The organism is Pontibacterium granulatum, assembly GCF_029961155.1.
Lineage (GTDB): Bacteria > Pseudomonadota > Gammaproteobacteria > Pseudomonadales > Balneatricaceae > Pontibacterium > Pontibacterium granulatum.
Genome location: NZ_JASBRH010000036.1, coordinates 17,084 through 33,979, shown reverse-complemented (window position 1 = coordinate 33,979; position 16,896 = coordinate 17,084). Strand labels below are relative to the sequence as shown.

Genomic DNA, 16,896 nt, shown 5'->3' with positions numbered 1-16,896 from the left:
CCTGCTACAAAGGTGCTTCTTACGGTTCGTAGGTCAGCCATCGCGAAGCGATGCCTGACGTGTTGGGCACCGCGTTGCGGTGGCCAACCTACAGGCGGGTATTCCGAAGCATTGAAGCGAGATAGAGCCTGGCTGTAGCAGCCCGCTCCGAGGGCGACATGATTCGAAGGATTGAATGAGGCACGGTCGGCACTCCAAAGACATAACCGCCCGCTGCTACAGAGGTGTGTCACGTTCAATGTAGGGCAGCTTCGTCGCCATCGAAGGTGATTAAGCTGCCGGCAGCCTAAAGGCTGCCCTACATCTAAGCCTTCAGGCTAAATCAAAACTCGAAGCTGTAACTCAGCGAGATTGCGCCATAGTTATGACCTTCTGGCTGGCCCTTAAACTCTCGGCTGCGGTGTACACGCGAAAAAGAGAGTTTGGCGCCGCGATACAGTACCGCCCAGCCGAAGGTTACTTCACCCACCCAATGCTCTTTATCAACAGAGTGGCTATCGCGGAAGGTGTTTCCATCCAGGAAAATATCCCGAACGACGTAACGCCCATTGGTCGCGACAAACACGTGTGCCCCCAGACTGTTGTCCCTGCTATGTGTCCTGTAGCGATCATCCGCCGGCCCCGGGGAGCTGTTGTCACCACCTGGACGCAGTGCGGAGGAACCAAAGTCGTCCGGCAGCCGCCAGCCGAGACGGAATTCAGCACCGGCATTGGCGTAGGTGGCGACGTTGCCCAGGCTGCCGCCCAGGTGGAAGATGGTGTCGTAGGCGAGCACGCCGGTAAGCGGTTCGGGGGCAAAGCGGTACTTCATTTCATGCACCAGCTGTAAGCCCAGTTCGTTTTCCAGCTGGTTATCCCAACCCTGGAATTTCTCGAAGCCACGCAGGTCGTGGATAAAGTCCTGGGCTTCCTGCCCCAGTGCCGCCGGGCCAACGATGCCCAGATTCAGCTGGGTGGTACGCAACACCGCTTCGTTTCGGCTCTGGTATGCCAGACCACCGTACAACCAGCCCGCGTATGGGCGGTCGTTAGGATCAACGGTGGTGCGGTTAAGGTCGTTGGGCGTATAGATCTGCTGGGCGAAGGTAATAACCACGTTGCGGCGTATTTTTTCGTTGCCGTTGGTTTCCGCATCGAGAAATGGCAGGTATTGGTTAACCCCCAAGACCCATTTCGGGAGGCAGTCGTCGGTTAAAAAGTTATCTATATCAGGTGACACCAACGAAACACGAATGCCGTTGGTGTAGTTACGGTCCGTGTTGGTGAACAGGTCGTTATCGAGGTAGAAGTTGGCCGTCCATGGGTCCTTACGCTGATCCAGGCGGTCGCTGCAGGTTTCTGCTGCGACCTGGGGAGCGGCACTGCCAAGCAGTAACGCCGCAATCAGCGGAACAGATCGCGTGATTGGCGACGCCTTCTGATCAGCTTCCATGTAATGATCAGCAGGATTGAGAACAGCATCAACGCCTGTTCTGGAATGCTTAGCCCCAAAAAGGTCCATTGGCTTACGTGGCATTCGCTGGCTCCTTGAAAGATAGCGGACAGTGTTTCAACTGTTGGCATTGTATCAAAGACCTGACTGACGTTAACTTCACAATTTGCTACCGAAGAGCCGTTGATCAACTGTGCCTGAATCCAGACGTGCTTCAGGGTGGCGGAGATACCGGTCAGGGTAAGCAGGAAAGCAAGGAAGCCGTAGATGCGCTGGCCAATGGAACCGGGGTTGTGCAGAAATGCGAGAAGGAAAATCGAAGCGATGGACAGGGTGATTAAACGGGTGAGGGAGCAGAGAATACAGGGCTCTTGAGCCAACTGCTCCTGTAGATACGCTGTTGTGAAGGCTATTGCCCCCGCGCAGACAATAAACCCCAAGCCATTCAGGCGTCGATAGTTGTACTTCGTAGTACCGACATAACCACTCATGGAGGACATCCAGTTTATTTATTTTCTGCCCGTATGCTCGGGCATCTCTTTTTTGCTGATCTTTGTCAGCAGCCTTTAACTCTATTGGCGGCATCCAAAATGCCGAGCGAAAATCATACGGAGCGATTGTTGAAGTTTTCTTAACAAATGCTGAACTTGCATGAAATTTCGTTAATGTCACACAAACTTAACGTGGATCATTTGTTGCAGTCAACGGCGGATAATTTAAACGTTTGATTTAGATCGTGATGTGGTCGCCAGAAACAAAAAAAGGGTCTTTTTGATAGACCCTTTTTTATAGTACCTGGTGCCGCTTACACGGCTTACTTAGCCCAGCTTAGGCTCGTGCCAGTTGGTGTTCTTCAGGAACTTGTGAGCCGGGTAGAACTTGCCGTCTTTGCCTTCCTGATCCTTGGCGGACTTGATGAACGCTTCTGGCAACTCGCCACCGGCGTAGACTTCGATGCCGATCTCTTCACCGTAGTAGGCCAGTGTTGCGTTGATCTCTTCTTCGGTTTTGCACAGCTTGGACAGGTTACTTTCCTGAACCGCTGCCATGTCCGCATCGGCGTCGATGCCCAGAATGTGGGCCATGCCGTAGGTGGTAACCAGCACGTCAGCGATTGCGTCGCGTACTTCGGTGATATCTTTGTTGTCGATACCTTCAACCAACTCAGCCATCTCTTCCTGAACCAGGTGCAGCTGTTTTGCTGCCTTTTCCCATTTTGGATTGCTGTAGTCACCTTTTTCGTTACCAAAAACGGTGTTCAGGAAGGATACATCGGTAAAGTTGCTCATTGAGGCTCCTGTTAATTAGCGTCGGCAGCTATCTGCCGGATTTTCTCAACGATTGCACGCAGACCGTTGCCCCGGGAAGGACTCAGGTGGCGTTGCAGATCCAGTTGATCAAAGTAGTTGTTGATATCAAAAGCGTGAATCTCTTCCGCGCTCTTATGGTTGAATGCGGCGAGGACTAGCGCAATCAGTCCACGAATGACCCGGGCATCGGAATCGGCCAGGAAGTGGTAGATTCCTTGGCTGTCTTTTTTGTAGGTCAGCCAGGTTTGGCTTTCACAGCCCTGTACCCGGTTATCGTCGGATTTGAATTTGTCGGCCAGTTTCGGCAGCTGTTTGCCTAGCAGCATCAGTTCACGATAGCGGCTGTTCCAGTCCTTCAGTGGGCCGAGCTTGGCGAGCAGGTCGTCGGCGCTGATCTCGGTACCGTAAGGCGACAGGCTGAAGGCCGGATCATCCTCTTCCACCGCGGCCACGGGAACCTGTACCTGATCTTCACGGGCGATTAGGTCCAGTGCGGTGGCAAAGCGCTCCACCTCTTCCATGGTGTTGTAGAACGCAAACGAGGCGCGTGTTGTGCCATTTAATCCCAATGCCTGCATCAGCGGCATGGCGCAGTGGTGACCGGTACGCACAGCGATGCCCATCTGGTCCAGTTGCAAGCCGATATCCTGCTGGTGGTGCTGATCCAGCTGGAAGGAGACCAGGCTCACGCTTTTCTCTGGCGCGCCGATGCGGATAAAGCCGGGAATAGTGGCGCAGCATTCTAGCGCGTGCTGGAACAATGCCTGCTCATGGCTATCCAGTACGGCACGATCCTGCTGCAACAACCAATCCACGGCGGCACTCAAACCCAGTACACCGGAGATATTGGGCGTACCTGCTTCGAACTTAAACGGCAGCTGGTTGTAGGTGGTGCCACTGAAGCTGACCTGGGCGATCATCTCGCCGCCGCCTTGCCATGGCGGCATCACTTCCAGAATAGACTCGCGCCCCCACAAAACGCCGATACCCGTGGGCGCAAACATCTTGTGGCCGGAGAACACGTAGAAGTCACAACCCAGATCCTGCACGTCCACGGTGAAGTGGGGCAGGGCCTGTGCGCCATCGATCAGCACAGTCGCACCCACAGCCTTGGCAGCTGCGGCAATCTCTTTGACCGGGTTGATGGTGCCCAACGTATTGCTGGCGTGACCAACGGCGACCAGCTTGGTTTTGTCGCCCAGCAGGTTGTGGTACGCATCCAGGTCCAGATCACCGTTTTCCAGCAGCGGGATCACGTTGATCATGGCACCGGTGCGCTCAGCGACCATCTGCCAGGGCACGATGTTGGCGTGGTGTTCCAGCGTGCTGAGGATGATCTCGTCACCGACGTTTAGGTTGCTCAGGCCCCAGCTGTTCGCCACCAGGTTGATCGCTTCGGTGGTGCCGCGGGTCCAGACGATCTCGCGACTGTTGGCGGCATTCAGGTAGCGGGCCAGCTTTTCACGGGCTTGTTCGAAGCGCAGGGTAGCTTCAGCACTCAGGTGGTGGGAGGCACGGTGAACGTTGGCGTTGGTGGTTTGGTAGTACTGCGCCACCGCGTCAATCACCGCGTGCGGTTTTTGGGTGGTGGCGGCGTTGTCCAGATAGGTCAGCGGCTGGCCGCCAACCTGCTGCGCCAGAATCGGAAATTGATCGCGCAGCATCTTACTGGTTGTTTAGCTGTTTGTTGTAACGGCTCTGCCAACGGGCATACATCATGGCACTGGTAAACAGGATGCCGATCAGGATGCAGGATGCGGTGCCTACAGCGAAGGTGCCCGGGATGCTGGCGTCAATCACGGCTACCATGAAATACGGCATCAGCACAAAGCAGAGCCAGGCATGGTTGCGAGGGTTGCCGCTGATGATGGTTGGCAGGAAAGCCAGTAGTAGCGCGCTTTTCACCAACACGATGGTCAGTGGGTTTGCGTCTGGTACCGGTACCAGCACGAAGTGCCACAGTACAAACAGGGCAAGCAGTGCGAAGTACGATGCAACGGTGATGTAACGGCTCAGGCGCGCTTTCAGGCGGTAGTCTTCAGCCATGGAAATTATTGCTCCAACAGTTTCAGGGCCAGTTCGCCCAGACGTTTGCCCTGTGCGCGACAGAGGCTCAATTCGGTTTCATCCGGTGTGTTGCTATTGTCCCGACCTGCAACGTGGGTCGCACCGTACGGTGTGCCACCGCTTTGGGTGGAGAGCAGTTCGCTTTCGCTATACGGCAGGCCTGCGATCACCATGCCCTGATGCATCAGCGGCAGCATCATGCTCAGCAGGGTGCTTTCCTGGCCGCCATGGATACTGGAACTGGAGGTAAAGACACTCGCAGGTTTGTTGATCAGCTTACCGGAGAGCCAGATCGAACTGGTGCCGTCGATGAAATACTTCATCGGGGCGGCCATGTTGCCGAAGCGGGTCGGGCTACCCAAGGCCAGGCCTGCGCAGTTGGCCAGATCGGCTTCGGTGCAATAGGGCGCGCCTTCGTCCGGCACGGCTGGCGCTGTACTTTCACACACGGTGGAGATGGCTGGCACCGTGCGCAGGCGTGCTTCCATACCCGCCTGTTCAACGCCACGGGCGATATGTTGCGCCAGGGTGCGCGTGGCACCGTGGCGGCTGTAGTACAGGACCAGAACGTAAGGTGAAGACACTTACAGGATCTCCAGAACGGACTCCGGTGGACGGCCGATACGTGCTGCGTCGCCTTTAACGACGATTGGACGCTCGATCAGTTTTGGGAATTCGATCATCTTAGCGATGACTTCATCGTCGCTCAGACCTTCGTTGTCCAGGCCCGCTTCTTTGTATTCCGCTTCTTTCTTACGCAGCAGGTCGCGTGCAGAGATGCCCAGCTTAGCGAGTACCGCTTTCAGCTCATCGGCATTTGGGGTGTCTTCCAGGTACTTAACGATCTGAGGTTCGATACCCTGTTCTTCCAGCAGCGCCAGCGTCTGGCGGGATTTGGAACAGCGTGGGTTGTGGTAAATAGTCACGTCACTCATTATGCAATACCGATTTATAATTAATGCGATGTTGGGTTTAAGCCCTGTATTGTATACGTCTGATCTCCCGCGACAAAGGAAACGTCATGCGTCAGTTGTTAGATAAACCGGCAATCCGCTTTTTGGCCTATCTGTTCCGCCAGTTCATCGCGAATCAGGGCGTGCTGAATGCCTCTGCGCTCACCTATACCACGCTGTTTGCTGTGGTCCCGTTGATGACCGTTTCTTATGCCGTGTTGGCGGCGGTGCCGTCCTTTCAGGGGGTGGGGCAAGAGCTGCAAGGGTGGGTATTCAGTAACTTTGTACCGACCACCGGTGCCGTGGTGCAGGATTACCTGAGCAATTTCGCTAACCAAGCGCGCCAACTGACCGCGGTGGGTGTTGCGGTGCTGGCCGTGACGGCCATCATGATGATGAAAAACATCGAGGCGGCCTTTAACCGGGTGTGGCGGGTGTCGGAACCTCGCAAAGGTCTCTCCAGTTTCCTGCTTTACTGGGCTGTACTGAGTCTTGGGCCTGTGTTGATCGGTCTGGGCTTGGGCGTCACCTCGTATATCGCTTCCATTTCGGTGATCTCGGAAGCCACTGAGCTGGTAGGGCGGACACGATTGCTGTCGATCCTGCCGATGATTCTCTCTGCTGCGGCATTTACCTTACTCTACGCGGCGGTACCGAATTGCCGTGTGCCGATCAAAAACGCCCTTTATGGCGGGTTGGTGGTGGCAATTCTGTTTGAGACCGCCAAACGTGGTTTTGCCCTGTTTGTGACCCAGTTCCCCTCCTACGAGCTGATCTACGGTGCGTTTGCCGCCGTGCCGCTGTTCCTGCTCTGGATCTTTATCTCCTGGATTATCATCCTGCTGGGTTGTGAGCTAACCCGTGGGCTGACTGTATACAGCCGTCTGGATGATGCCCATGGCGTCTCCGAACTGCATATCATGGTGGCGGTGATTCACCGGCTTTGGCAGGCTCAGGGCCGAGGTGAGGCCGTGCCTGACCGGGTGTTGCTGAAAGAGGTGCCGGGGCTGGATCAGGGGCGTTGGGATCAATATGTGCAAATTCTGCTGAATGGCCGCATCATCAGTCGCAGCGATCGGGGAGACTACCTGTTGAGTCGCAATGCGGGCCGGATGTCGCTGGATGAGCTGAACCGCTTGTTACCCTGGCCGTTGCCTGATGCGCCGGTGGCTGAATCGATCTCGGCATGGGAGCGCGAGCTCAACCAACGTTTGGGGCGTGTCTGTGACCAGCGTAAAGATGCATTGAATATTTCGCTGGAAACGTTATTTTCAGATGCCGAACAGGATAGTGGCGTGGCGCAATATAGCGAGCGCAGCGCAGGGGACAGCAGCGCCGACGAGGTGAGGTAACTAAGAACATGGCAAAAATCTGTATACATGCATGGGTCACCGGACGGGTGCAGGGTGTTTGGTACCGTCAGTCTACGTTAGAAGAAGCTGAGCGCGCCGGGTTGGTCGGTTGGGTGCGCAACCTGAGCGACGGCAGTGTTGAGGTGATGTTGCAGGGCGACGAGCAAGCTGTGCGTCACGTGGAAGCGTGGTTGAGCCAGGGGCCGGAACTGGCCACTGTAGCGGAGGTGAAATCCGAAGAAGTTGAAGTATCCGACGAGTTGGTGGATTTTCAGATCATCTGAAGCTGAAGATCGCTCTCACTGTTTATGCGGTACAGCTACTCCCTGTACCGTGTTTGGTTTTTATAGACCCGTTCCGGATACCAGGTTTTACCGTAAGAGCCGTTGTAGCGGGCCAGTGCTTCGGTCCAGTCACCCTTGGCTACTTTCAGGTAGTGTTTCAGGATCGTACAGCCGTAGCGCAGATTGGTTTTGATGTTGGTGAGGTTGTCGTTGGGACGACCGATCTCGTTTTTCCAGAACGGCATCACCTGCATCAGGCCTTGTGCGCCCGCCCCGGAGATCGCAAAACGGTTGAACAGGCTTTCGGTGTGGATCAGCCCCAGTACCAGATCGATGGGTAACTCGTGGCGTTGGGCTTCGGCATGGGCGTACCGCAGGATCTCAACCCGTTCCAGATCATCCTTCACGTAGTTGCGGATACGTCCGCCCATATCCACCAACCAGACCTCCGCCACGTAGCGGTCTTCAAAGCTATCCGCGGTGGCAAAGCTTCGCTTCAGTGCATCGCGCAGCGCCGGATCAAATTGCTCCGCTGAGTTGGCCCAGACGCTGTTTGCAAACAGCAGGCCCACCAGTGTGAAGATCTTTAGAATGTTCATGCAGCGGAGTATATCCTGAGTTTTGCCAGATACAGAATGCTGCAACTCAAAACACTACAAATTGTGCTATAACTTCCTACCAATGTTTTGTTCGTTTAGATGACGGAGTATTCGGATGTCTGTTGACAGCAGCCTCGCAGTAACCCAGCTGGATGCGTTGATCTCTACCCTGGAAGAATCGGTGCTTTTCCTTAACGAGAAAGCTGAGGTGATCAGCTACTCGATTGGTACCAATGATTGGATGAACCCAATGATTCTGCTGGGCCACAACGCAAATGAAGTGATTCCGGAATCTGTCGTTGCATCGCTGACAACAGTGCTGGATAAGGCCGCTACCGACGGTCCTCAGCAGATGGAACAGCTGATCCGCCCGGACAGTGCTCCGCTGCTAAAAGATGCGGGGCTGAGCGAAGCGCTTTGGTTCCGTCTGATCGTTGCCCGGTCGGGCACTGGCTGGCTGATGGTCCTGCGTGATGTGAGTGAGCAGAAGCGCCTCTCCCGCCGCTCCGGTGGTCAGTCCCAGCGCGATATGCTGACAGGGGCCTACAACCGCCGCACGTTGATGCCGGTTGTTGAGCAAGCGGTCGCTCAGGCGCAGCGTTATGACTGGATCTGTTCGATTCTGGCGATTGACGTAGATGGTCTGACTGCCATCAACAACAAGTACGGTTGGGATGCGGGTGACCAGATCTTGCAGCAGTTGGTGCAGACTCTGGATGCAACCAAACGTACCGCGGATTTCCTGGCGCGTATTGCGGATGACCAGCTGGCGTTGTTCCTGCCGGAAACCAACCGTGAACAGGCACTGCTGGCGGCACAGCGTATTATCAACCTGGCCGGTGAGATGAGCATTCCGGTCGAAGGGGGAGCAATCTCTTTCACCGTCAGCATCGGTGCGGCAACGCTGAATGGTGTAGACGATACTGCAGCCAAGATGCTGGATCGCGCGGAAGATAACCTGGCTATTGCGGCTCAGAGCGGTGGCAACCGGGCGGAAGGTGACGACACCTAAGGTCGAAACCTTTCACACACGATTTCAGATTCAAAGGCCGGCTGATGGAAACATCAGACGGCTTTTTTCTGTGCTTTATTTCCCTTATTGAGCAGTGCGCCGCCGCTGAATACGAACAATGCTGCCCAGATCAGTGAGAAACTGATCAACTGGTGGGTGCCAAACGGCTCGTTATACAGGAACACTGCCAGCAGGAAGTGGCAGGTTGGCGCCATGTAGGTCAGGAAGCCGACGACGGTCAGGCTCAGGCGCTGGGCTGCGGCAGCAAATGCCAGCAGCGGCACCGAGGTCAGGACTCCCATAGCGATCAGGCGACCGGCATCGAAGCCACTTTCCAAAAAGTGGTCTTGTCCGGTATCCAGCAGCCAGTACCAATAGGCAAACGCAATCGGGCACAGTACGAGGGTTTCTATCAGCAACCCTGACAGAGTGTCCACAGGCGCTTGCTTGCGCACCAGGCCGTATACACCGAAAGAGCTGGCCAGAATCAGAGATATCCAGGGCAGTTCACCCAAGGCAATGATCTGCCAGAGTACGCCTGCTGTTGCCAGCACTAACGCGAATTTACGGAATTTGTCCTGCTTTTCACCCAGTACCAGCGTGCCCAGCAATACGTTGACTAGCGGAGTGAGGAAGTACCCCAGACTGGAGGCCAGTACCTGGCCTTCGCCCACGGCGTAGATAAACACGCCCCAGTTTACGGCGATCAGCAGGGCTGAGAAGCCCAGGGCCGCCCATATTCGCGCATTTTTAAGATGTGTGACCGTTGTTTTCCAGCTGCGCATCAGTGTCAGAACCAGTCCGGTGAATACGCAGGCCCAGATTACGCGATGGGCGAGCACTTCCAGTGCGGGCAGGTCGGTTACCTGCTTAAAAAACAGCGGGAAAAAGCCCCAGAGGCCATAGGCGATCAGGGCGTACAACAGTCCTTGTTGGGCGGTATTGGTAGGCATGAAAAATCCGTGTGGCGCGTAAAAGGGCGCCGATTGTACGCCCCTTTGTGTGTAACCGCAGCAGAAAAATATGCAATTTTCTGTATCACTTTTTTACCCAATCCGGGCGGATTGGATTTGTGTAAAGACCTGGTCAGATCCAGCCCAGCCATTGCCACCACAGGTAGTCCAGCGGCAGCAGAATCAGAATGGTTAGCGCCCCGGAGATAAGGCAGAAGCGGATCGCATGGCGCAGAGGTTCTTTGGCCAGTTGCATCGCTACCACCAACGGTGCGGACTGGTACGGCATCAGGATGGTGGAGAAACCCAGCACCTGGGTCATCAGCACCGCTTCCAGTGTCATACCGCTTTTGTCTGCCATCTGGTCGGCAAAGGGGGTTAATACTGCCGGCACTCCCGGCAACGTGGCCACCAGTGCGGTGAGGATTGCAGAGCCGGAAAGGGAGGCGAAGTTTAGGGCCGGATTGTCCGGGTTCAGCGGCACCCAGGTGTTGAAGGTATTGGCTAAGACGCCACCGAGCCCCGTGGTGTTGATTACCGTGCCCAGAGCCAGAATCCCCGCCAGAAATACCATCAGGCTGAAGTTCATTTTGTCGTTGAATGTCTTACCGTCCACCAGACCCACTCCGGGCATCAGCAGGAACAACGCAGCGGTAAGGCCTACCCACGCCGGTGAAATGTGGTGGATTGAGTCGGTAAACCAGAACGCCAGCGCGGTGCCCAGCACGAGGATCAGTTTGCGTTGGCCGCCGTTACCACTTGTTTGAGTGGTCTGAGCCGGTTGGTGCTGAGGCGTATCGGGAAACAGCAGCAGGATCAGTCCAATGATCAGCACCGCTTTCAGAAAACCTAAGACCGGAAAGTGCAGAAACAGGTATTCCGAATAGCCTGGTGTTACGCCATGGATGGTTTCTGCGGCGCCTATAAACACCATGTTCGGGACGTTGGCCGGCAGTACGGCAAACGTGGGAACGTGACAACCCAACGCGCCTGCCAGCGCAGTTCCGGTGCGGCCTTTGCTGCCTGGCTTAAAGCCGCAGCTGTCGGCCAGGGCCATCACAATGGGAATCAGCAGCACGGCACGTCCAAGCGAGGAGGGCATCACAAAGCCTACCAATACCGAGGCGATGACAATACCGCTGATCAGACGCACATAGCTGCCATTGACCTGATGGCTGAGTGCACCGGCGATGCGTTGGCCGAGGCCGGTGCTGTTGATTGCCATACCAAACACCAGGCCGGAAAAGATGAGCCACATCGCCGCCGAGCTGAATCCGGCAAACACCACTTCGGGTGGCGCGACCGAAAACAGGATCGCCGCCAGCATAAAGATCAGCGCCGTGAGGTAATCCGGCAGGATCGCCATCGCCCAGAACAAGATCGCGAACAGCACCAGGGCTGCCCCGGTGGCCTGCTGTAACGTCAGACCCGCAGGTTGCAGGATGATCAGGAGCAAACCGCACAGCAGTGTCAGTATCGCGGTAATGAGCTTGGGCATGGTCGTAACTCGTCATTGTATTGCTAAGGTGTCCATTCTGCGCCTTAATGAAAAGGTACGCATACGATAAATGGACAGGTAATGTTGTGAAACAGACAAAAACAACGCCCAGCGGTATTGGCTGTATCGACGATCCGTTGCGGCCGATATTGGGTATGCGCGGTGTCATGCAAGGGAATGAAGAGGTAATCCCCCATACCCATCCCCGGGCGCAGCTGGCTTACGCCTCGGCCGGAGTGCTGCGGGTGAATACAGCCGACGGTACCTGGGTGATTCCGCCGACACAGGCGGTATGGGTGCCGGGTGATATGGAGCATCAGGTGATAGCGGTATCTGCAGCGGAGGTGCACCACCTGTTTATCGACCAACGGCAGTTTGATGCGCTGCCGACCCAGTGCAGCGTGTTGGAGGTTTCCGCTTTTTTACGTGGGTTGATTATCCGGGCGATCAGTCATGGGCGTGATTACCTGCCGGACAGCCCAGCAGCGCGCTTAATGGCGGTGATTGGCGATGAACTTCAGGCTTTGGAACCGTCGTCGCTCTATCTGCCGTTGGCGGAGGATCGGCGGGTGGTGCGGGTGATGTCGATGCTGCGGGATAATCCGGCCGACAGCCGTGGCCTGGAGGAATGGGCGGCGGATGTGGGTGCCAGCGGGCGCACGTTGGGCCGGTTGTTTCTGCGCGAAACCGGTTTGAGTTTTGGCCAGTGGCGGCAGCAGTTACGTTTGCAGGAGGCGGTCAAACTGTTGGGGGAAGGCAAAGGTGTGACCGAAGTGGCGCTGATTTTGGGGTATCGCAGTCCCAGTGCTTTTGTGGCGATGTTTCGTAAAGCATTGGGTAAACCGCCCAAGCAGTATTGCCTTGAGCTAATGCCGGGGCCGGACGCAAGTTAACGGCATTGAAAGGAGAAAAGTAACGATGCAGATTACCTTTTTGGGCACCTCATCAGGTACACCCACACGCAGCCGGAACGTTAGTGCTATCGCTGTCGGGTTGGAGCGCACACGGGAGTGGTATCTGGTGGACTGTGGTGAAGGAACCCAGCATCGTCTGCTCAGAGCGCCGCTTTCGCTGCTGAAACTGCGTGCGGTACTGATTACCCATATGCACGGTGATCACTGCTATGGTCTGCCAGGTATGTTGGCATCGGCACAGTTGTCGGGGCGTGCTGAGCCACTGACACTGATTGGTCCACGGGCGCTTGAGCCTTTTCTGCAGGCGATGATGCAGTTTGCCGAGCTGAGCCTGGACTATGAGCTGCACTTCATCGATGTGGCTGACAACGAGCTGGTATGGGACGCGCTAGGAATGCGTATTACCCGCTGTAAATTATCTCACCGGGTGCCGAGTTACGGCTACCGCTTTGAAGAAACCAATGTGGAGCGCCGCTTGCTGGTGGAAAAGTTGCGTGAAGAGGGTATTCCCAGTGGTCCTGAATGGAACCGGTTGCAGAAAGGGGAGCGCATCACGCTGGAGGATGGGCGTATTCTGGATGGCCTGTGCTATTCGCAGCCTTCCCGCAAGGGGCGGGTGGTTGTGGTCGGAGGCGACAATGACCAGCCCGCGTTGCTGGAACCTCTGTGCGAGGATGCTGATCTGCTGGTACATGAGTCCACCTATACGCTGGAGATCGCCGCCAAAGTGGGGCCGGAGCCGCAACACAGCACCGCGGCACAGGTTGCTGAGTTTGCCGAGCGGGTTGGCTTGTCGCACCTGATCCTGACCCATTTCAGCCCGCGTTACCTCGATATACCCGCCACCAACCCGGTGACGGGCGAGCAGAAAGGGTTGTCGGTGGACGATCTGCGTGCAGAGGCTAAAACGCTGTACAGCGGGAACCTGCGTATGGCTGCGGATCTGGAACGTTACAACCTGACTCGCAAGGGGGAGTTGCAGTGTGAGAGTCTGCGCAGCAAACGTGATGTGGAGAGTAAAAGCGGGTAAAGGTCTGAAAGAAAACCCCAGGCGGCAGGTGCCACCTGAGGTTTGGATAGCGCGTGGATGCTAGCCCATCGCAATGATGTCAGGGTGCTGCTTCAGGGTATCGATCAGCAGCTGCATCTCGTCCTGGGTGCCGATGGTGATGCGTAGGTGGTTGTCGATGCCCGGCTTGCTGAAGTGACGCACCAGAATCTTGTTGGCACGCAGGAAACCCATCAACTCAGCCGCTTCCACGTAACGGTGGGCGGTAAATACAAAATTGGTTTTGGATGGCGTGGTGATAAAGCCCAGCTCGGCCAGCGCTTTTTCTGTCCAGTCGCGGGTTTCGATGATCTTCTGCGTGGTGTCGCGGAAGTAAGCATCGTCCTCGATTGCCGCCACGGAAGAGGCGATCGCCAGCATATCCAGTGGGTAGGAGTTGAAGCTGTTCTTCACGCGTTCCAGACCTGCAATCAGATCTTCGTGACCAATCGCATAACCCACACGCATACCTGCCAGAGAGCGGGACTTGGAGAAGGTCTGGATCACCAATACGTTGTCATAACGGCGGGTCAGCTCAATAGCGCTGTCAGCACCGAAATCTACGTACGCTTCATCAACCACGACCAGAGACTCGGTGTTATGCTGCAGCAGCGCTTCGATCTCGCTTAGCGCCAGTGCGCGTCCGGTTGGCGCGTTCGGGTTGGCAAAGATAATCCCTGCATTCGGCTCGTTGTAATCGTTCAAGTCGATGCAGAAATCCTCACGCAGTGGGATCTGCTTGTACTCGATGTCGTACAAGTTGCAGTAAACGTCGTAGAAGCTGTAAGTGGTTTCCGGCAACAGCAGCGGACGCGGTTGGCGGAAAAACGCCATAAAGGTCAACGCCAGGACTTCATCGGAGCCGTTCCCAACAAAGACGTTATGCTTATCGACAGAGAAATGATCAGCCAGTGCCTGTTTCAGTGCGCCACAATCCGGATCGGAGTACAGGCGCAGTCGATCCATCGGGAATTCACGGATCGCCGCTTCAGCTTTTGGTGACGGCGGATACGGGTTTTCGTTGGTGTTTAACTTAGTGATCCCAGTGTCTTTTGGTTGTTCACCGGGTACATAAGGGGTGAGGCCGTTGATCGCCTCGCTCCAGTATTTACTCATGGTGCTGACTATCTTCTCTGTAAATGTGGGGTGTCACACTGGACACAGGACAGCTGGAGCATACCAGAGTCGGGGCATGAAATCCGCAAAAACGAAACCCTGTGCAGGCGTGGCGGCACCTATAAATGGCGTGGCTGTTTAGAAAACTGGAGGACAGTTTAACGGCGCGAAATCTCACGCATCAGACCGCTCAGATCCAGATCCTGCATGGACGCAAGGGAATCGAGATCAGTAGCGACCGGCGGAAAACGGCTGGCGCGTTTTTTGGCTTCCTTTTTCTCGGCTACCAATTCTTCCAGTTTTTTCTGAACCTGGTCCAATTGTTCCAGGGAAAGTGGCATCAGTTTCTGACTGATTTCGTCGTTTATCATAAAGCGCTATATTCACAACCGAACGGATGATCAGGACGTCCTTATTACTTCAAATAAGCTCAAGATACATGATTGGAATAGATACTCAGGTACTTGGGCTTATTAATTGTAGTCCCTTCTCCCGGATGAAACCGCATAGCAAACAAAGTGCTTGCACGGTTTAGCCAGGCTCCTGATAAAAGAGGAGAACGAACTTTATAACTAAATATCAGTATATTTCAATATACGCGAATAAAATTCGTTCAGATCAGAGTTTAAACAGCGCAAAAAATAGACAGGGCGTCGTTTAATGCTCCTTATAAATGAGTTTAGACGCTGCCATTAATGAACGTTTGGATAAGTTTCGTGATTGCCTTGAAAATTTTAACCTTGTCGTGAAACAAACATCGCCGTCACTGTATCCATGGTATTGATGTGGTTGATAAACCACGGAACCATGGTTTCGCTCAGGTAGGTTTCCAGGGCTTCCGGGGGCATACCGTCCTGCCAGGCATTGAGTACATCCTGCAGTTCGTTCAATACGCGCTCGTGCTCGCCTTTGTGGCAGCCGTACGCAGGGAAACCGGTGCGTTCCATTTCAGCCTCTTCACGGGCGAAGTGTTCCTTGTCGTGTGTGTAGATTTCAGTCAGAGCAGCAGTGATTAGATCGCGGTCGAAATCTTCTACCTCTCGAGCGTCCAACAGCAGGGTGTGTAGCTTGTTGGTCATCAGAGTAGCTTCTCGGTGGTCGTCGTTCATGAAATCAAGCATCACGCTTGGAATGTTTGTCAGCGGCAGGCTGCTCATAATGGGACTCCGATATAGATGAATTAGCGAGGTCACAGTAGCCGAAACATCAGATCCGGCGATTGATGGAAGTCAATTTCAGACGTTGCTCGCACTGGGCGCTATGGATTCAGTTTTGACTGCCGATAAGAGGGGGAGGATCTGTCAGGTCAGGCTCCCTATATGTTTTAGGTTTAAGGATAATCGCGCTACAATATTTTTTGGGAATAGGGCCTGAAGTGCCAAATTATAAAGGCTTGGCACGCAGTTAGAGGTTAAATGAGCGTTTGAATAGTCACCGGTTTCTTAAGCAAAGGCGGCTCTGGAAGGAGCTGTTGTTTTGCAGCCCCCTGTTCCTCGGAATCATTCTGCTGAACATCGAATTTGATGCAGCGAATCGGGTTTTCGGCTTTCTGGACAGCATTGAAGGTCTGTATCTGGCTGATATTGTGTTCAGCTTGATGTTTATTCTGCCGCTTTATTTGTTCGTATTCGCGCTACGACGCAAGCGCGAGATCGAAACTCTGGTATCCCAGGCGGGTACCGATTCACTCACCGGCGTGCTCAACCGGCGTCGAGCCCTCGAGATCCTGATCAACGAAGTACGCCGCTCCCACCGCTCAGGGTCTCCACTTTCCCTGATTGTTTTTGATATCGACCATTTTAAGCTGATCAACGATACCTACGGGCATCCCACCGGTGATCGGGTGCTTCAGCAGTTTGTGCGCAGTGTTGGGCAGTATGTGCGTAGCTACGATTATCTGGCGCGTATTGGAGGTGAGGAGTTTATGCTGATCGTTACCGAAACCGATGGTGATTTGGCAACGGATATTGCTGAGCGTCTGCGCCTGCAGGTGGAAACCGAAAGCTTTGGTCTTGATCGTGCGGTAACCGCTAGCTTTGGTGTTTCTCAGTTGCGGAAAGGGGAATCCTACGCCGATCTGATGCACCGGACCGACGAGCGCTTGTACTGGGCGAAAAATGAAGGGCGCAATCGGGTGGTTGGACCGTCAGCCGGCAAAAGCTGATCCATTCCTCAGACATACAGTTATTAGCCAATAGGTTAATGGGCGACTACTCACTTATTCATACTTTTGGTGTATAATTTTGCGCCACATTTTTCCGTATTTTCGCGATCGGGTGGGATGATTATTTTGCGAACGCTTCAGAGCGGGGCAGGTTTGTGCTCACTCACAGTGCGAAACCCAAACGGCAGTAACTG

At 54.8% G+C, this 16,896-nt stretch carries 19 protein-coding genes; 6 read left to right on the top strand and 13 right to left on the bottom strand.

The genetic code is table 11. From position 1 onward, the window contains the following. Nucleotides 1-322: 322 nt before the first annotated feature. From QKW35_RS20165 to arsC, 7 genes are all read right to left on the bottom strand, one after another. Nucleotides 323-1,432, bottom strand: coding sequence for a lipid A deacylase LpxR family protein (locus QKW35_RS20165; protein ID WP_282356027.1), 1,110 nt, complete (start codon nucleotides 1,430-1,432; stop codon nucleotides 323-325). Beyond that, entirely contained in the window at nucleotides 1,384-1,923 is a 540-nt protein-coding gene (locus tag QKW35_RS20160; RefSeq protein ID WP_282356025.1) for a disulfide bond formation protein B, read from the bottom strand. The genes QKW35_RS20165 and QKW35_RS20160 overlap by 49 nt, the downstream gene beginning before the upstream one ends. Nucleotides 1,924-2,250: 327 nt before the next feature. Beyond that, complete coding sequence (locus tag QKW35_RS20155; protein WP_282356023.1) at nucleotides 2,251-2,721, bottom strand: nucleoside triphosphate pyrophosphohydrolase family protein; 471 nt, start codon at nucleotides 2,719-2,721, stop codon at nucleotides 2,251-2,253. 11 nt (nucleotides 2,722-2,732) lie between these two features. Then, nucleotides 2,733-4,406, bottom strand: a complete 1,674-nt coding sequence (csdE, locus tag QKW35_RS20150) for a cysteine desulfurase sulfur acceptor subunit CsdE (protein WP_282356022.1) — start codon at nucleotides 4,404-4,406, stop codon at nucleotides 2,733-2,735. 1 nt (nucleotide 4,407) lies between these two features. Next, nucleotides 4,408-4,788: a DUF2069 domain-containing protein gene (locus QKW35_RS20145; RefSeq protein ID WP_282356021.1), complete on the bottom strand. Its 381-nt coding sequence runs from the start codon at nucleotides 4,786-4,788 to the stop codon at nucleotides 4,408-4,410. Between the two features lie 5 nt (nucleotides 4,789-4,793). Beyond that, on the bottom strand, nucleotides 4,794-5,393 hold the full coding sequence (wrbA, locus tag QKW35_RS20140) for an NAD(P)H:quinone oxidoreductase (RefSeq protein WP_282356019.1): 600 nt from the start codon (nucleotides 5,391-5,393) through the stop codon (nucleotides 4,794-4,796). Next, complete coding sequence (gene arsC, locus QKW35_RS20135) at nucleotides 5,394-5,744, bottom strand: arsenate reductase (glutaredoxin) (RefSeq protein ID WP_282356016.1); 351 nt, start codon at nucleotides 5,742-5,744, stop codon at nucleotides 5,394-5,396. It abuts the gene before it with no gap. An 86-nt stretch (nucleotides 5,745-5,830) separates the two neighbouring features. On the opposite strand from arsC, the gene QKW35_RS20130 reads away from it, so the two are divergent. After that, on the top strand, nucleotides 5,831-7,114 hold the full coding sequence (locus QKW35_RS20130) for a YihY family inner membrane protein (RefSeq protein WP_282356015.1): 1,284 nt from the start codon (nucleotides 5,831-5,833) through the stop codon (nucleotides 7,112-7,114). An 8-nt stretch (nucleotides 7,115-7,122) separates the two neighbouring features. Further along, nucleotides 7,123-7,398, top strand: a complete 276-nt coding sequence (locus QKW35_RS20125; protein ID WP_282356013.1) for an acylphosphatase — start codon at nucleotides 7,123-7,125, stop codon at nucleotides 7,396-7,398. Nucleotides 7,399-7,433: 35 nt separating this feature from the next. Here the strand turns inward: QKW35_RS20125 and QKW35_RS20120 are convergent, their stop codons facing one another. Next, complete coding sequence (locus QKW35_RS20120; protein WP_282356011.1) at nucleotides 7,434-7,997, bottom strand: lytic transglycosylase domain-containing protein; 564 nt, start codon at nucleotides 7,995-7,997, stop codon at nucleotides 7,434-7,436. A gap of 115 nt (nucleotides 7,998-8,112) precedes the next feature. Between QKW35_RS20120 and QKW35_RS20115 the strand changes: the two genes are divergently transcribed. Continuing rightward, a complete protein-coding gene (locus tag QKW35_RS20115; protein WP_282356009.1) occupies nucleotides 8,113-9,009 on the top strand; it encodes a GGDEF domain-containing protein in 897 nt (298 codons plus the stop codon). 53 nt (nucleotides 9,010-9,062) lie between these two features. Here QKW35_RS20115 and rarD read toward each other — a convergent pair whose 3' ends face one another. Both rarD and QKW35_RS20105 read right to left on the bottom strand, forming a co-directional pair. Beyond that, on the bottom strand, nucleotides 9,063-9,962 hold the full coding sequence (gene rarD / locus QKW35_RS20110) for an EamA family transporter RarD (RefSeq protein WP_282356007.1): 900 nt from the start codon (nucleotides 9,960-9,962) through the stop codon (nucleotides 9,063-9,065). 133 nt (nucleotides 9,963-10,095) lie between these two features. Next, nucleotides 10,096-11,460, bottom strand: coding sequence for an SLC13 family permease (locus tag QKW35_RS20105; protein WP_282356006.1), 1,365 nt, complete (start codon nucleotides 11,458-11,460; stop codon nucleotides 10,096-10,098). Nucleotides 11,461-11,546: 86 nt separating this feature from the next. Between QKW35_RS20105 and QKW35_RS20100 the strand changes: the two genes are divergently transcribed. Together QKW35_RS20100 and QKW35_RS20095 are read left to right on the top strand one after the other, a co-directional pair. Then, a complete protein-coding gene (locus QKW35_RS20100; RefSeq protein WP_282356004.1) occupies nucleotides 11,547-12,353 on the top strand; it encodes an AraC family transcriptional regulator in 807 nt (268 codons plus the stop codon). Between the two features lie 25 nt (nucleotides 12,354-12,378). After that, a complete protein-coding gene (locus QKW35_RS20095; protein WP_282356001.1) occupies nucleotides 12,379-13,404 on the top strand; it encodes a ribonuclease Z in 1,026 nt (341 codons plus the stop codon). A gap of 60 nt (nucleotides 13,405-13,464) precedes the next feature. Here the strand turns inward: QKW35_RS20095 and hisC are convergent, their stop codons facing one another. The 3 genes from hisC to QKW35_RS20080 all read right to left on the bottom strand — a co-directional run bounded on the left by hisC (nucleotide 13,465) and on the right by QKW35_RS20080 (nucleotide 15,695). After that, nucleotides 13,465-14,538, bottom strand: coding sequence for a histidinol-phosphate transaminase (gene hisC / locus QKW35_RS20090; RefSeq protein WP_282356000.1), 1,074 nt, complete (start codon nucleotides 14,536-14,538; stop codon nucleotides 13,465-13,467). Nucleotides 14,539-14,696: 158 nt separating this feature from the next. Beyond that, entirely contained in the window at nucleotides 14,697-14,909 is a 213-nt protein-coding gene (locus QKW35_RS20085) for a hypothetical protein (RefSeq protein WP_282355999.1), read from the bottom strand. Between the two features lie 363 nt (nucleotides 14,910-15,272). Then, complete coding sequence (locus QKW35_RS20080; protein WP_282355997.1) at nucleotides 15,273-15,695, bottom strand: bacteriohemerythrin; 423 nt, start codon at nucleotides 15,693-15,695, stop codon at nucleotides 15,273-15,275. A 314-nt stretch (nucleotides 15,696-16,009) separates the two neighbouring features. Here QKW35_RS20080 and QKW35_RS20075 point away from each other — a divergent pair, with 314 nt between their 5' ends. Continuing rightward, nucleotides 16,010-16,702, top strand: coding sequence for a GGDEF domain-containing protein (locus QKW35_RS20075; protein ID WP_282355994.1), 693 nt, complete (start codon nucleotides 16,010-16,012; stop codon nucleotides 16,700-16,702). Nucleotides 16,703-16,896: the final 194 nt, after the last annotated feature.

Excerpts from the sequence above, each read along its gene's own strand:
- QKW35_RS20085 (WP_282355999.1), bottom strand. The coding sequence starts at position 14,909 with ATGATAAACGACGAAATCAGTCAGAAACTGATGCCACTTTCCCTGGAA.
- hisC (WP_282356000.1), bottom strand. The coding sequence starts at position 14,538 with ATGAGTAAATACTGGAGCGAGGCGATCAACGGCCTCACCCCTTATGTA.
- rarD (WP_282356007.1), bottom strand. The coding sequence starts at position 9,962 with ATGCCTACCAATACCGCCCAACAAGGACTGTTGTACGCCCTGATCGCC.
- csdE (WP_282356022.1), bottom strand. The coding sequence starts at position 4,406 with ATGCTGCGCGATCAATTTCCGATTCTGGCGCAGCAGGTTGGCGGCCAG.
- QKW35_RS20120 (WP_282356011.1), bottom strand. The coding sequence starts at position 7,997 with ATGAACATTCTAAAGATCTTCACACTGGTGGGCCTGCTGTTTGCAAAC.
- QKW35_RS20125 (WP_282356013.1), top strand. The coding sequence starts at position 7,123 with ATGGCAAAAATCTGTATACATGCATGGGTCACCGGACGGGTGCAGGGT.
- QKW35_RS20095 (WP_282356001.1), top strand. The coding sequence starts at position 12,379 with ATGCAGATTACCTTTTTGGGCACCTCATCAGGTACACCCACACGCAGC.
- QKW35_RS20115 (WP_282356009.1), top strand. The coding sequence starts at position 8,113 with ATGTCTGTTGACAGCAGCCTCGCAGTAACCCAGCTGGATGCGTTGATC.
- QKW35_RS20155 (WP_282356023.1), bottom strand. The coding sequence starts at position 2,721 with ATGAGCAACTTTACCGATGTATCCTTCCTGAACACCGTTTTTGGTAAC.
- QKW35_RS20165 (WP_282356027.1), bottom strand. The coding sequence starts at position 1,432 with ATGGAAGCTGATCAGAAGGCGTCGCCAATCACGCGATCTGTTCCGCTG.
- QKW35_RS20145 (WP_282356021.1), bottom strand. The coding sequence starts at position 4,788 with ATGGCTGAAGACTACCGCCTGAAAGCGCGCCTGAGCCGTTACATCACC.
- arsC (WP_282356016.1), bottom strand. The coding sequence starts at position 5,744 with ATGAGTGACGTGACTATTTACCACAACCCACGCTGTTCCAAATCCCGC.
- QKW35_RS20080 (WP_282355997.1), bottom strand. The coding sequence starts at position 15,695 with ATGAGCAGCCTGCCGCTGACAAACATTCCAAGCGTGATGCTTGATTTC.
- QKW35_RS20160 (WP_282356025.1), bottom strand. The coding sequence starts at position 1,923 with ATGAGTGGTTATGTCGGTACTACGAAGTACAACTATCGACGCCTGAAT.
- QKW35_RS20130 (WP_282356015.1), top strand. The coding sequence starts at position 5,831 with ATGCGTCAGTTGTTAGATAAACCGGCAATCCGCTTTTTGGCCTATCTG.
- QKW35_RS20105 (WP_282356006.1), bottom strand. The coding sequence starts at position 11,460 with ATGCCCAAGCTCATTACCGCGATACTGACACTGCTGTGCGGTTTGCTC.